Origin of the sequence: Pectobacterium jejuense, assembly GCF_026800125.1 — a bacterium.
GTDB classification, from domain to species: Bacteria; Pseudomonadota; Gammaproteobacteria; order Enterobacterales; family Enterobacteriaceae; genus Pectobacterium; species Pectobacterium jejuense.
The window spans coordinates 462,050-476,780 of sequence record NZ_JAPQKX010000002.1; the positions used below are offsets into that span (position 1 = coordinate 462,050).

Sequence of the window (14,731 nt, forward strand, 5' to 3'; positions counted from 1 at the left end):
GGTCCGAACCACATCCCTGACGGTTCAGCAGAGCTGCCAGCTTGCCTGTTAACGCACTTGGGCTTACGACCCAGCCCTACCTGGGAGCCGGAGAGTGCCATCAGGGTTGTGACTGCCAGAAGCGGATGTTGCTAGTATCAATCTGTGCTAATCAATGGGGGAGCAGGTCACTTCTACTGAGAAAAGTGAGATAATACATGACAACAATCCAGTTTTTTATCTAAATAGCTGATCCTAATATCGCTACACTTTTACCTGACCGTGCTTCCTGCCAGGGAATGGACTTACCGTTTTCATAAAGTGGCGTGCTTTGTTCAGTAATTGCCACATCGAACGACAGCTATGATTTCTGGTTATTGTGTCGTGTAATGCCTGCCATAACCGTTCTACGTGGTTCACCCACGGTGAGTAGATTGGTTGATAAATAACAATAAATTTTGGGTTCTTCTTCAGCCAACGCCGCGTTTCACGACTTTTATGGATGATGTAGTTATCAACGATCAGCGTGATCGTTTTTGCTCGCCGGTACGTGCTTTTTAGATGTTTTAACAAGCTGATAAATAACCCCGAGTTTTTACTACTGCTGCCGACGTAACTGACTTTTCCTGTGCCGCCGTGCAACGCGCCAGCCAGATAATATTTTTCGTTTTTCCCTGGCGTAACAACTCGCTTTTGTTGACCGCGTAGCTGCCAGTCAGCACCTATTTTGGGGTTGAGATGGATATCGACCTCATCCTCGTAAAACACGGGATGTTCGACGCTACACTCGCTTAGCGCCTCGGCGATAGCGGCCATTTTCTCTTCTTTATACATACGGGTCGCGAATACGCAGCGCGGGGGCCGCTCTTCGCCAGACAAGTCCAGCAGAGGGAAGCCAGCGGCGAACGGTTGAAGCATGCAAACAGCACCCGGTTATCTCGTTGATTTTTATTGCTAACAGTTCAGTACTCCAGCGAGAACGCTGATAACCAAAATCTTCCGGCGAATGCTTAATCAGTTGACGCAACAGCACACAAATGTGCTCAAACGGCCAGCGTCGCCCACGACCTGAGGGTAATGATTTCTGGCCTTCCAGCACGTAAAGTGTGAACCAATTAATCCAGCGCCCCAGCGATGAACGTGCGCAGCAAAGCGTTTTGGCAACGTCACATATCTTGTCCCCACGATGAAGCATCAACATCGCGGTGAGTCTGCGGGCATGGTTTTTATCACATGTTTTATGGATGGTTTTTTGCATCAGACACCTTTCGGCGTCGGGTATCGGTGCTATGATCGGCATGACTCAGTCCGGTTGGTGATTTGGGATATTCAGCGATTGATCAGATCGCTTAAATCGTACTGAGTTCCCTTCTGTTGATCTACTATTTGGAACAGCTATTTAGGTCATCGTCAGCTAACTTGTTCCGAAGGATTTCTCTCTGAAAATATGCTTGATTACCAGATTATTATGGGGATCCCCCATGCTCGATTAATCATTCTTTTCTCCTCGTAGCCTAATGCTTAATAGAAGATGCGCCAAGTTGAACTTACCAAGCGCACCGAAATTAATATTAAAACTACTGAATTTAACACATCACCTTGATGTTTCTGCATCAATCAACCTTCAGTGTCGAATTAAAAAACTCATGTTTTTCATCATGGTACCCTGCGTAGGATGGAATGTCATCATATGACCCAGAATTGATGACTGAGAAGTAAGAACATAAGACACCATATTTTTGATTCAACTCTTTGGCAACAATACGTGCAAACTCTTCCTGTTGGGATAAATTTAAGTTAATCAATGCCCTACAACCCAAATCCAAAAGATAACGCCCCTCTTTACTAACCGAAACGCTACCATATTCCAGTAATGCCCTCGTTAACTCAGACTTGTTATCTAGTAACCAAACCCAAGCCCGTCCAATTTCTCGATTGTGTGAGTTACAGTTTGATAAATATTTTTTTAACTCAGAAGAAATAATAGTGTTTACATCACAACCAAACTTATCAACAACTGGTTGTGAAAGATTAAAGAATTCATCAATATTTAGTAAGTTCTGATTAATGTAATGAGACAAGGAGGCGGGATCGACAATATCTAGGTATGAAGAAAGATTTTCAGTTGAAATAATAAAAGTAAACGAATCTCTTGATAGTAAGTTTCTATCAATTAATGTCAACAAATCATTGAGGATGTATTTTACATCATGATTATTAGGGACTATTACTCCAGCACCTTTGAGATTTACATACTCTAACTCAAGCCCTGGGGTGTTATTAAAATCACTATGGCGACCATCTTCTTTAATTTCAGTTTCATAGTCATCCATGTTACCACGAAATGGCCAGCGCCACTCCCTTTCATGTGTCCAATCTATAGATCCAGGTGCATATGTAACATATCTATACTGCTCATTTAATGGGAGAAGGCCAGGGGCAATAATACGTTTATTCCCACCATATCCAGAAGGGAGGCTCAAACCAAAACCATCCAAGCCATAAATTACGGGTCTAGCCCCGATATTGAACATATCAGCTTTAGGTAGAAGCAAGGCATATAAACCTATATTTTCGCCCTTGCTTAATCTATCTGCGCTGGTTTTGACGAAGGCAGAAATGGGCATATCAGTAAAGCACACCGCTGGTGATTCACCATAAATTGTACGTACACCACCTCGAAAGGACCATGAGGCACTAATCTTAGAATGCCTAATGGCACAACGAAGTAAAAAACGTGCATCAAGATAATCTGAGTGAGCTAGGTTATTGAATCCACAATGCTCGGGAAAGTGAATGTAGTTCTTTCCTCGCAAATCAACATCACGGTAAAAGTGAATAAGATAATCAGAAAGGTCAAATCGAATATTATTTTTCATTTATAACCAACTCCATATGATGGTTAACAATTTATTAGTTCCCCCAAATGGGACAATCAACCCCGAAACAGAAAGCGAGAGTCAGTACCACTTACTCTGATTCGATATTGGCATAACATTACTTCGTCTCTAGGATGACGTTCCCGGCAGTATGTGCATGCCTACAGTTAATACCTCTATTTGGCCCCCGGACAGAAGGCTTCGAAGCGAAGCCCTTCTTCTTTTCCGATGAGATCCCGAACAAGATCCTCAAAGTCCGTGGATGAGTGATTTCTGACGTCGTAACTCATGTAGCGCCTCCGTTCGCAATATCAGTGTTGCTAGTACTCGAAGCAATCTGATGAACATGAATACTCTTGTGAATATGTTGGTGATTCACGTAATAACTGTGCAGATTGTGCGCCTTGTTTGACCGGTAATGGAAACCACGCTCACCCCACATAAGCCATACCAATACCTTGCCGGATTGCATTAAATAGTGGTCAAGAAGATCACGTCGCAGATAGCTGATAGAACCACTGACCTCTTCTCCATATTTACCAACTTTGCGGTACAGCGATGCCGCACCTGCAGCATCGTGCAAATCCCATTTGTTTGTACGGTACCTGAGATTCAAAGCCTCACAAAGTTGCTTTGAAGGCAGGCTAGCCCCGCTGCTTTGGTTCTCTTTGCTATGGTAGCTCTCCCAGTTGTAGTTCTGCACGGTAGTCTCTACCGCGACGCCACTGCCTGACCATCTGTCAGAGGAAACCATATTTTCAAAGCTATCATCCTCTTGCTCGCCAGTGGCTAGTAAACCCGGTATTGACGAGAATGGCATCTCACCCGCATAGGTGTAGTAGTTGTCAGGAACATCAGGAATGGCGCTGTTGCCAGGGTATTCAAGACCAGAAAATAATGTGTATAGGTGGTCAATTTCTTGGCTGTCTACAAATACCCCTCGTAGGAAAGTGAAGATCTGTCTGTCATCCGTGGGAGCATTCTGCTCAATAAAACCGTCAAGAAGGATCCACGGTCCTGCCATACCATCAACTTCTGTGAGTTCAAGGATGCTTAGATAGTCAGGTTTCAGACCTCTTACAATCCAATCGCCAGCATCTGTCAACTGATCGTTGAATAAGGCAGGTAGTGGCAAATCAATGCTCTCAGCCTCTAGTGGGAACGTTGGGTCTATATCTGCATCTGATGGGCGAGAGCTGCGGTTCTCGGAAAGAAGACCTTGCGCGTATCGTATTCCCCACATCTCGAAGTAAGCTATCCAGCCGTACTTTTTCCCATATCGATCGATTTTGTATTTGTCTTCTCCCATGCGAGGGCCGGAGTTCATTTGCCGGTCAATGGATTCGAATTGCTCGGGATCATATCCAAGCACCAACATTCGTGAAACAATTGCTGGCAGCACTCGTTGATATTCTGGGTTGCTATCATCGTAGTTCCAGCGATCTGGAATCAGTCTCCCTATCGTGTAGTTGCCGAAATCCATTTGAATCGCTGCGTTTTTTGCACGTTTGATCACTGCCAAGTCGTAATGCGGCAAGACATCAAACGGATTAGGCAGACGGCTAAACGGAGGAAGCAGGTGCTTTGCCTCGTCCTCAGACAAGCAAGCCGGATCAACCATCCTTGCAATGGCAATGGTTCCCAGGCAGTACTGCTGATATAAGGCATGCCAAGTAGAATGCGATCCGCCAGGTGCGAACATCGATTCATAAATCTCACGAGCAACTTGGGGTAGCGCTTCACGCATCTCCACAGCATTAATATCCGACCAAGTGGTTAAAGCCGCACCGTAGGATGCGGCGAACATTCGCTCGGGGACATATTGGTCTGAAACTGCAATCGACTCGACAGCCAGCCGAAAAAACTCTCTTGGCCGCTTGACTGCGAATTCATACAAGACCCTGGTGGCCAAGTCGCGCAGGCTTCTGATCGTTGATGTCATCGTCCACATCACCCATCGTGCCCGACGAATATCTCGCTCGTCCAGAACACTCGATTTCCATCGGGAAGACAGGAAATTAAAGTCATCTTCAATTTCCTTAGATCTCTCTCTAACCCACTCAGACCAGAACAGATCTCGCTGCGTATTGGGCATGGCCAAGAGCACGCCATGTGTGAAATCCATATCAAACGGATGCGCTCTTGCTGCCCTGGTGCTCCAAAGCCTCTTGAAGGCTAATCGTGCAAACGGCTTCGATTCCTGCATCGCGCATGCAAACCGTTCAGCCGTTTCCCTGCTGATGTGACGTGGGTCGGATTGTGCCGTCAACAACAGAGCGTTCATGATTAGATTCTCATCTAGCAAGTCTTGCCAAAGCGAGCGGCGGCCACGATGTTGCGGATACAGGCCCACCAAAGCCCGAAACACATCATAGGCAAAAGTGTGTGACCCAGACTCACGGAATTGAAACTGCGCAAGTCCCTCGTTGCTTTGCAGCAAATGCACCAAGTCAAGTTTAGCAAGCAGGTGATGCGCCATCATATGTCCGGCCATCAGGTCGTATGAAAACGCGATGCCCTGGAAGCCTTCTCCAGAAGTCGTTCGAACGAGTACGCCTTCGGACTCCAGCGCGCGAATGATGCTGACGTCCCAACGGCCTACGTCTCCAACTGCCGCCCGTGCCGTTTGGAACTCCACGCTTCTTGCGTTGCCATCCCAAAGGAGCCCCGCGATCGTCAGTAGTACATCTTGCACTTCTTCCTGATAGATACGATGCGCCGCTGGTGAAAGCTCAGCAATTCGTGCCGCGACCTTGTCGAAGTGCGCATCGAATAGGCTTGTAAGCGAACTGGGCAGCGCTTCCACCCCGACAAGGTGCTGGTGCCGAGGATTCGCCACCTCACAGAAGATTTTCAGCGTCAATGGATGCTGCAAGAACTCGATTGGTAGATCCGCGTCAGTGGCATCGATCTTGTAGTACTCAAAGTACTTCTCAATGGCCTTCTGCGGGGCTTCTTGGAATCCGTTGTGCTCAACTAGAGGAAAGTCCTCTGGCAGGCACATCGGCGCGAACTCATTACGTAGAGTGACAACCAGCAAAACATACGGAAAGCCCTCCAGAAACTCTTGCGCTCGGGCGAGTTCATCTCTCCAGTTTCTTGGATCTTCTGCTTCATTCAGACCGTCAATGAATATAGGGATGCGTTTGCCCGCGCGTTGACCTGCTGCATCAACGGCCTCAACCAATCGGTCGAAGCTTTCCGCAGGTCTGCCAGATATTTTGAAAGCAGACACAAGATCGTCAAGATCCTGGCCTAAGTGAAGGTTCTTGCCCAGTAGCAAAATACCACCGGAGAAATCTCCATCTGGCTCCGTCACCTTAACGGCAAGCTCGGATTTTCCTTCTCCTGCAGCTGCAAGAACGGCTACGGCTCGAACGCTGATCGATTGTTCCAGGCTGAGCATCACCGATGAAAGTGCATGGATATCCGCAACCAGATTTGCGGTTAACGGTGCTCCATCTGAACGAGCTCCTCGCAACTTCGAGAGTAGCCTGTCATAGCGCACCGGTTGAGGAGGATTGGCAGCCAACATATTTTTTATGGCGTCGAAGTCACCGCTGCCAAGTGCTGTGTGCAGGTCATCTAATAGATCAGCCGATTCGTTGGCTCTAGCCAAGAGTGAGTCAACTTCGGCTTTGAGTTCAGCTTTGAGTTGACCTGTTAATGAAGCAATATCCGAGCAATTTATCTTAAGGGAACTGGCGAGCGTCTCTAACGATTTCCATACACTTTGGGCACCCAAATGCCTAAGAATCTTCTCCTCGGCTGCAACGGCAACATGAACTTCTGGTTGGTAACGGCGTTTGAACGGAGCTGCAGCGAGCTTATGCTGCTCAGCAAGTAACGCTGGTGTCAGAACAAGCTCACCGAAGTAAGTCTCTCGAAATAGTGCTCCAGGCCCGACGAGAAGTTCCTCTATATCCTCAGCAGTCAGCAGTTCCAACTTAAGTTCAGGGAAACTATCTTTCTCCAGTGCGAAAAACCACTCTTGGTCATCTTTTGTCAGAGTGTGGCGTGTCCAAAGTTTCCAATTAGTTACACCTGGGACATATTTGCGTGTCTTTTCGATACCCTCGACGATTATCTTGCGGCGTTGGGCTCCCAAACCTTGTCCATTTGCCAGTTCATACCATTTGCATTGCCAACCAATCCAGTGCGGTGGTGCTCCGAGAGCACAAGATTCGGTCAACTCAAGGTGGAATTCTACGCCAGGCTGGTTTGCGAGTTGCTTGAAGCGTCCGAAACATCCGTAATGTCGACGCACCAAAGCACGGCAAAGTTTCTCAAAATTTTCATCTGCTGCACCGGGTAAGTTGCTGAATACATCCCAATTTGCTTCAGGCATCGGCATTTCCCTATTAGTTTGCGCCGTCGGAATCGGACGGATAGTCATGCGCTGAGAAAACTTCAACCTTTGCCCCGGCTTCGATAAACAGTTTCACGAACGCGGATACCTCTGCCTCATCAGTCGTTATTTTTATTCTATCGCCTTCACGACTTAGATTATGATCCGACACGAATTGGCCAAGATCAGTTGGTCCTAAAATGTTGAGTTTTAAACTGCAAAGTAACGAGAGCATCTCGTCTGAAAATCGTTGATTCTTTGGCTCATCAAAAGATATAGAGTAACAATCATCTTTCTCAGCTTGAGTTCTGAGCTTGCTAATATCCTTCTCGACCTTCTCTGCATCTTGCTCTAGCTTGAATTTTCCGATGAGAACTAAGTTCATCGAATGCTCAGAACCATATCCATTCCATATTTTCATTACTGTGCCCCTTATTTAATCTCTAAGGTATTTCGAAGTCGCTTAAGCGCTGACAGAACACCGGTTTCGCCAATATCCATACCTGTGGTTGAATAAGAATTCATGCGCAATATGCCGGAAGCGTCTATGTGCGCGTAGGCCCGAAGGCCAGTCTCATTAGGAAGAGGATCGCATATGGGTAGTACTGACGCTCCCACCTCACTTACTGCAAGGCGAACCTCTCCTCTATAGTTGGAGACCCAGCTCTTAAGCTCTCGGCCGACCACTTCATCCATACTTGCGACCGCGTTCGTTGCTTGCTGAGGCAACAACAGCAATTCACTAGCTCCAAACTGTTGCGCTAGCTCAGTTACTACATCAAGTTCAAAGACTGTACGTTCGTTTATCACGACATTGATTCCAAAGGGTGACAATGTTGCAATCGATTCAATTCCCTTAAGTAGATTGGTAAATGGTTTTCCACGCAGTTCTTCGTAGGTACGGCCAGTCCCATCAACGCTAATACGCGCGAAGTGAATAGAACCTTTGAGGTGTTTAACTAATCGTTGTGTCAAACGATGGCCATGAGTCGTGAATGTCACAGCAAGTTGAGTCTCCTCCGTAGCCCGTTTGCATATTTCGACGAAATCAGGATGGAGCGTTGGTTCCCCTCCACCAAATCCGATACCGAGGCATCCTTCAGTATCCAATTCTTTCAACCAGCTAAGCACTTGCTCAGTATGCAGCACAGCCTTGTGTTTAGGCGCAAAACAGTGTGCACAGTGGAGATCGCAAAGATTGGTGAGTGCTACTGAGACTTGACGGGGAGACATCGACCAAACCGTCTCCTGAGAGTGCAATTCGTCTAAGAGGATGTTCAAACCTGTATTTCGATCGAAGAAATGCACTCCGTTTGGCCCGATTCTGGACTTCATAACACCAAGTTCCCCGATGATTAAGGATAGCGTTGCATCGACCCGTTGAACTCACAGCCATAGCTGTCGGTCAAGTATCTGGCATGCGGCATGTGAGGTGAGAATCTCTGGCTGATGGACAGAAAACCCGGACTGTCCAAGTAGCACATGGAGTTAAACAAGAAGCGTAAAAAGGCCTCTGATACTGTATGTCATTTTTTGAATTTGTCACTACACATATCATCGATAAAGTTTGCAGTGTAATTACTTGCATCACTCTTCAAGTAAGTAAGAACGCAATCTTCGTAGGTACCAGGAGCCGTAAGATATTTATAACTTAGGCAGAGTATGAAAATGAAAAGGCAGAGAACGACTGCATATAGAAAACTCTTACCGGTGAAAGATACTGTCATAAAAAGCCCGCCTTCCAATTAATATCCAGAAATAGTGTACCCATTAGCAGGCTAAAATATCTGATTTGTAAGCTGATGCGTTGAGATTTTTCAAAGGCCGTCAGCTTCTAGATCTCCCTGGTTAAGGGAAATCGCCGAGACACACGTTCGCTAAGGTGTGCAGCCTTCTGCGGCGTGAAGGATGGCTGATAAATCACAAGAAAACCCACCGGGTTTACTGCCAGGAAGGGCTGAACCTGCTGAGAAAGCGCCCCCGGCGTCATGTCACGGCCAGGCACAGATGCTCGCGACCGGAAGTCAGTAAAACAGACCAGTGCTGGATCATGGATTTCGTTGCTGATAATCTGTTCAACTTACGGGACACACCCTAGCAAAACTCAATTGATGTGTTGCCCTGAGCGGTCTTACAACCGCCTCGGCTATATACCCTATGACCTTCGAATTAATCAGATCTCAGTATAGATGGATCAAAAACAACTATCTCATTCGAATTTTTTTTCACGCCACAGGGCAAAACACCTGTTTTGAAAATATCAAAAAGCTCCTCGAGTTTATTTTTAACTCTCTCCCCCTTCAGATATCGCTGCACACTAACCATCATTAAAATATAATTACACTCATCATCTACTTCTTTAATAAATTTATCATATTCAGAATTATCAGCCAGCCCTGCCTTTTTCCTCAAAAGATACTCTTTCCTTTTTCTTATTGTTTCTTTTAGAGTATCATTGCCCTCAGATCTGATAGCCTTGGTTATATCCTCTTGCGCCAGATTATAGTTTTTGTCCAGTATCAGATCAGATACCTGACCGGAAAAAAAATCACCCCAAATACAATAATCCGAAGGTACATCTTGGCTAAAAAACAATCTTAAAGCATCATTTTTTTCCGTAATCATACTATATTCAGACAAGGCTATTTTAGAACCTGATAAAAACAAGGGGTTCTTAAAAAATCTAATAGGCTCCATATAAAATTCAGCTTTATCATTCATTTTATCACCTTAATATGTTTTGCCATAACTCAAATACCCTCTGCCTACCTACTTGACCTATGTCCTTACCAAAGATGTCAGCATTCCACATATCTTTAGACCGAATAGGCATACCATCCATCATTCCTTTTTTTGCTGCATTTTGGATCTGAGCCACTTGCTTTGAAATAGAACTCACAGATTGATTAAGATCTATTCTATCTAAAGCTCCGCGTATAGCATCTGTATATCCATGATGGTTACCCTGATGCCTCGCCATAGCACTCACACCGTCATCCACTTTCCGAAGAAAAATACCATTATTAGCATTATCAATATAATAGTTAATTTTCTTCAACGCAGGATGATTAGCTAGTTCCTTGGGTATTACATGGTGTGCCTGATAGCCACTCCATTTACTAGAACGAGGCAATCCCATCCCCTGCATCATGTTCTTACCAAGAGTGGTAGAGCATCCAGCCAATCCAAACGGATCAATCCAATCAACTGGGTTATGAACATATCCATAATTATTATCACCACCCAAAATACTGATCGGGTCAGGGGAAATATAACAACCACCACTTGGATCATAATAACGGAACCTGTTATAGCATAAGCTACTTTCAACGTCACGGTACTGCCCCGCAAATGCCAGTCCCGGATCAAGACTTTCAGTATTATCTGTATAACGCTGGCCCCATAAGTTGGTGCGCGGAGCCTGCCAGCGAAGCTCGCCTTGCGGGTTAAAGACTGCCTGCGGTTCACCATTATGGCCGCTGGTTACAAAATCCGTTTCCCAGTTCCCCTCCACAGTTTGGCGCTGCTGCACCAACAGCTCCCAGCCGTTATGCACCCAGTGACGGCGGCTGACAATCTGGTTGTCACGATGATGTCGCACTTCGGCAATCTGGTCGCCATCCCACAGGTAGCGGAATTCGTCCTGCGTTTGCTCACAGCGTTTGCCAATGCGCCGCCCGAACGCGTCGTAGTTGTAGAGCCAGCGTTCGCCGTTCGGTGTGTCGACTACCCGTAACTGATTACGGCTGTCCCAGCGGTAGTGCCATACCTGCGGCCGATAACCCGGCTGTACCACCTGTTTGCGTATCAGCCTTCCGGCCTTGTCGTACTGGTAGTGAGTGTTGTCCTGTTGGGTCAGTCGTCCGGCCTGCCATTCGGTCAGCCTTGTCGTGTCCTGCGGCAGCCCGTTACGGGTGTAGCGGTATTGTTCTTCGGTGTTAACAGTGCGACCCGCGCCACCGCTCAGCACAGACAGTACCCGCCCGCTGGCATCGAGTTGATAGCCTGCTGCCTCGCGGTTACGCCGGGTGCCGGTCAGGTTGCCCGCGCCGTCGTACAGGTATTCCCGGGTCTGTACCGGTTGCAACCGACCGTCAGCCGTCTGGCCGCTCATTTCCCGTGTCAGCCAGCCCATGACATCGTATTCACGTTGCTGCGTAAAACCGCCCTTGCTCTGGCGAGTAGATTCACGTCCAGTAGCATCATAAGCCAGCGTCAGTTCCGCGCCGTCCGGTAACTGTATCTGGCGCAGTTCACCCGTCGCGCTATAACAGAAGGAACTGGTCAGTGCCGCGCTGTCTTCTTCACCTTCCCAGAACAGGCTGCGGGTAACGGTGTGCGATGCGTCCTGATAGCGGCGTCGGATTACCGAACCGCTGTTGTGCTCCTCTACCACACGGTCGCGCTCGTCATACGACAACTGGATATGACTGGTCGCGGACGTGACTTCAGTCAGCCGGCCTGTCGCATCGTAGCGATAGTGCAGCATATCGTCTGGTGCCGTTTCTTTTATCAGTAATCCGCACCCGTCGTACAGGAAGTGGCGGGTTTCTCCTTCGCCATTGCGAACGGTGATGCAGTGGCCGTCTTCGTCATAGCCGTAGTGGGTCTCCGTACCCGCCATGTCCCGTTCGCGGATAACCCGCGCATCGGCATCCAGCCACCATTGCCACTGGTTACCGTCCGGTGCCGTGACGCACACCAGTTGCTGACTTTCCTTGTCGTACTCGTACTGCCAGGTGCGACCTGCCGCATCGATACGTGACGTCAGCAAATCAAACGCGCCATAGGTTTGTCGCCACACCGCACCGTTACCGTCGGTATAGTTCAGCAGGTTGTTGTGTTTATCGTACTGGCGCTGCTCTTGCTTGTCGTCCGGGCGCAGTAGTTGCTCCGGTAGCTTCCAGCTTGCACGACGATAACCCAGCCGATAGGTTGAGCCATCCGGGCGTGTCCAGGTGGTCAGCCTGTCCTGCTGGTCATAACGCAGTTGCTGGGTACGGGACTCCGCATCCGTGGCACTCAGCAGGCGCTGACGGTGGTCGTAAAACAGGCTGGCCTGTACCTGACCGTTATGGTCGCTGACTTCAGTCAGCAGGCCGTAGCGATTCCAGGCAAAACGCACTTCGCTGTTGTCCGGTCCGGTCAGGCTCTGCGGGTTGCCCTTGCTGTCGTACTGCCAGGCCCAGTGGCGCCCGAGTGGGTCAGTAATACCGATAAGCCGCTCATGGTCGTCGTAGGCGTACTGCCATTGGTGGCCGCTGCCGTCGGTGAAGGTGCTGACCAGTCCGGTATCATCCAGATAGGCAAATTCCACCACCCGGCCCGCCGGGGAGATTTCCCGCAGCAGGTTGCCCGCATCGTCATACTCATAGCGGGTGATATGGCCGAGCGGGGATGTCTCCCACGCCATCAGGTGTAGGTCATTGAAGCCATATTCACTGCGTTGGCCTAGCCCGTCAGTCATCACCACACGGTCGGCCAGGTAATCAAATTTCGCCGTCAGGTAGCCGTCGGCACAGGTGGTGTAGATGCACCTGCCTTGATGGTCATACTCATAACACGCCCAGGTTTTGTCGTTGTCGTGCCAACGAGTCAGACGATGATGGTTGTCATACTCGTAGAACAGGTGATAAGCATGAGCGGCATCTGCCTCGACCAGTCGGCCTTGCTCATCCTGACGGTATTCGGCCAGCACGGTTTTCTGGCCACCGTCAATGCGCTGCACCTGGCGCAGAAATTCCCCCTGCCACACCAGTAGCAGTTCGATGCCGTCGCTGTGCTGTATCTTGCGCAGGTAGCCTTTGGGGTCGCGGAGAAAATCGATTCGGTTCTGGTGGTTGTCGGTAATCGCTGACAACAGCAACTCGTCACCCTGTTTGACGGTAAAGGCACGCCAGGTCTGACTATCGCGGTGCCACAGGTGAAAACCGTTATGCCGTCGCAGCAGCTTGAATTCGGGGTATTCGGCGCAGTACACCACGGTGGCACCGAGCCCGAAGGTGAAATCAATATCATAGCCCTGTGCCAGCGTGATAGTGACATGGATGCCGCCATCATCCTGACTGACGGTAGCGACCTCGCTCCAGCTATCCTGCCAGCCACGGCCTAACAACCCAACATGTGAAGAAGCAGTACGATAGGTGCGTTCGAACACCAGCCGGATAGTCTGCCCCAGCGCCAGGTCGATACGATTTTCAATCACTTCACCGCTGGCAATATAAACCGGATCAGCCTTGAAAGCCGCTTTAGCATGAGAAAAACGGGCCAATCCTTTGCTGCGAATAAATGCTGTAGTCGCACAGCGTGTCTTTTGCGCCAGTCGTTTGCCTGCCCAAAGTGCACCAGCGCCCAGCCCTTTCATCACCGCTTTGGGGCCGCGAAAGAATAACTTCCCCAACCCGCGAAACAGGCCACGGGTCGGCGGCACCAGAAATTCCACCGCAATCAACAGCGCTTTCTGCCAGCCGCTGAACTCGTCCTGTATCTCCAGTACGGTAGCCTGACCGGAACCAAAGAACACCGTTGATGCCCCCTCTTTGATGGTGGCACCACACACGGTTTTATCACCAATCCGTGCAGCCGGATGACCGTTCACAAAGACAGTCTCGCTGCCCTGCGCAATCAGTTGCGGACCGTTGTGTTTGGTGCAGAGAACGACATCGACTTCAGCACGGGACACCGGACTCCCTTCCACCGACACATTCGGTGAACCACTGTCCACTTTCCCTGCAGGCGGTGAGGCACTGTCCACCATGGCAGATACCCGACCACTGACCGCCGATATCAGGCTTCCCGCCCCCAGCACCGCCAGCCCACCGACCACAGCAATCGCCAGTCCGCCGGTGACGCCCACCAGGGCAACGGCCACCGCCGCGACCGCAGCAGCGACCAGCGCCCCGGCAACGGCACCGAGCAGCGCCCCCAGAAAGCTGCTGTGCTTGATAGGCTTGCCCGGCGAGGTCGGCGGCGAGCCGCTACCCGGTGTCGGTAAGTCGGGTGGCAGCGTGGGCCGATTGCCCGCGTGCATAGCGCCGACACGCGCAATACGGGCCAGAATTTCATCACGCATCGCCGCTCTCCATCCCCTCCGATGTGGCAGGCTCAGTAGCGTTGAAGGTCTCGATCACCGCCAATAATGCTTTTTTACGATCATCACTCAGCACGTCAGCAGCGGTAATGGTGAACGTCAGCAGCAGGTCGCCACGTACCTGCATCACCACCACCTGATGCATCTGACCTTCCGGCGACTGCCAGGTGTATTCCAGCGCCAGGGCTGGCGCGTCCGACAGTGTCAGTTCCCAGGATTGCACTTCTTTATAACCATTAAGATGGGTAGAGAACTGCTCCAGCGTTTTCTGATACACCACGTCTGGCGTCTGACCGGGTTCGGTCGGGGTGCGGTTAACCACCAGGTTAGTGGTTTCATCCGGCAAGACAAAAACGTGTAGGGATTCATCACGCCACTGCGCAGGAATGGCCAGGGTGCCTTCGTTCATCTGGTACATGTTCACGTGTCCTTGTT

7 protein-coding genes and 2 pseudogenes are annotated in these 14,731 nt (G+C 49.4%); 1 reads left to right on the forward strand and 8 read right to left on the reverse strand.

The window, feature by feature from the left end; genetic code table 11:
• Positions 1-243: 243 nt before the first annotated feature.
• From NXT09_RS05570 to NXT09_RS05590, 5 genes and pseudogenes are all read right to left on the reverse strand, one after another.
• Positions 244-1,279, reverse strand: a pseudogene (locus tag NXT09_RS05570) (IS630 family transposase).
• Between the two features lie 313 nt (positions 1,280-1,592).
• Positions 1,593-2,858 (reverse strand): DUF4427 domain-containing protein, encoded by a 1,266-nt coding sequence (locus NXT09_RS05575; protein WP_039503412.1) that lies wholly within the window; start codon positions 2,856-2,858, stop codon positions 1,593-1,595.
• Positions 2,859-3,144: 286 nt separating this feature from the next.
• Positions 3,145-7,206 carry an NACHT domain-containing protein gene (locus NXT09_RS05580; protein ID WP_039503414.1) on the reverse strand — a complete coding sequence of 1,354 codons (4,062 nt, stop codon included), beginning with the start codon at positions 7,204-7,206 and terminating at the stop codon, positions 3,145-3,147.
• Positions 7,207-7,219: 13 nt separating this feature from the next.
• On the reverse strand, positions 7,220-7,627 hold the full coding sequence (locus NXT09_RS05585; RefSeq protein WP_039503416.1) for a DUF6375 family protein: 408 nt from the start codon (positions 7,625-7,627) through the stop codon (positions 7,220-7,222).
• An 11-nt stretch (positions 7,628-7,638) separates the two neighbouring features.
• Entirely contained in the window at positions 7,639-8,541 is a 903-nt protein-coding gene (locus NXT09_RS05590; RefSeq protein WP_039503418.1) for a radical SAM protein, read from the reverse strand.
• Positions 8,542-9,054: 513 nt separating this feature from the next.
• On the opposite strand from NXT09_RS05590, the pseudogene NXT09_RS05595 reads away from it, so the two are divergent.
• A pseudogene (locus NXT09_RS05595) lies at positions 9,055-9,292 on the forward strand (IS3 family transposase); the annotation flags it as partial.
• A gap of 83 nt (positions 9,293-9,375) precedes the next feature.
• Here NXT09_RS05595 and NXT09_RS05600 read toward each other — a convergent pair.
• Genes NXT09_RS05600 through NXT09_RS05610 form a run of 3 tightly spaced genes read right to left on the reverse strand, consistent with a single transcriptional unit; the run spans position 9,376 to position 14,714 of the window.
• Positions 9,376-9,927: a hypothetical protein gene (locus NXT09_RS05600; protein ID WP_039503422.1), complete on the reverse strand. Its 552-nt coding sequence runs from the start codon at positions 9,925-9,927 to the stop codon at positions 9,376-9,378.
• A 4-nt stretch (positions 9,928-9,931) separates the two neighbouring features.
• On the reverse strand, positions 9,932-14,278 hold the full coding sequence (locus NXT09_RS05605; protein ID WP_117588400.1) for an AHH domain-containing protein: 4,347 nt from the start codon (positions 14,276-14,278) through the stop codon (positions 9,932-9,934).
• On the reverse strand, positions 14,271-14,714 hold the full coding sequence (locus NXT09_RS05610; protein ID WP_039503425.1) for a DUF1795 domain-containing protein: 444 nt from the start codon (positions 14,712-14,714) through the stop codon (positions 14,271-14,273). The genes NXT09_RS05605 and NXT09_RS05610 overlap by 8 nt, the downstream gene beginning before the upstream one ends.
• Between the last annotated feature and the right edge of the window lie 17 nt (positions 14,715-14,731).

What these genes read in the sequence shown, in the direction of transcription:
- NXT09_RS05605 (WP_117588400.1), bottom strand. Translation starts at nt 14,278, where the DNA reads ATGCGTGATGAAATTCTGGCCCGTATTGCGCGTGTCGGCGCTATGCAC.
- NXT09_RS05585 (WP_039503416.1), bottom strand. Translation starts at nt 7,627, where the DNA reads ATGAAAATATGGAATGGATATGGTTCTGAGCATTCGATGAACTTAGTT.
- NXT09_RS05590 (WP_039503418.1), bottom strand. Translation starts at nt 8,541, where the DNA reads ATGAAGTCCAGAATCGGGCCAAACGGAGTGCATTTCTTCGATCGAAAT.
- NXT09_RS05580 (WP_039503414.1), bottom strand. Translation starts at nt 7,206, where the DNA reads ATGCCTGAAGCAAATTGGGATGTATTCAGCAACTTACCCGGTGCAGCA.
- NXT09_RS05610 (WP_039503425.1), bottom strand. Translation starts at nt 14,714, where the DNA reads ATGTACCAGATGAACGAAGGCACCCTGGCCATTCCTGCGCAGTGGCGT.
- NXT09_RS05600 (WP_039503422.1), bottom strand. Translation starts at nt 9,927, where the DNA reads ATGAATGATAAAGCTGAATTTTATATGGAGCCTATTAGATTTTTTAAG.
- NXT09_RS05575 (WP_039503412.1), bottom strand. Translation starts at nt 2,858, where the DNA reads ATGAAAAATAATATTCGATTTGACCTTTCTGATTATCTTATTCACTTT.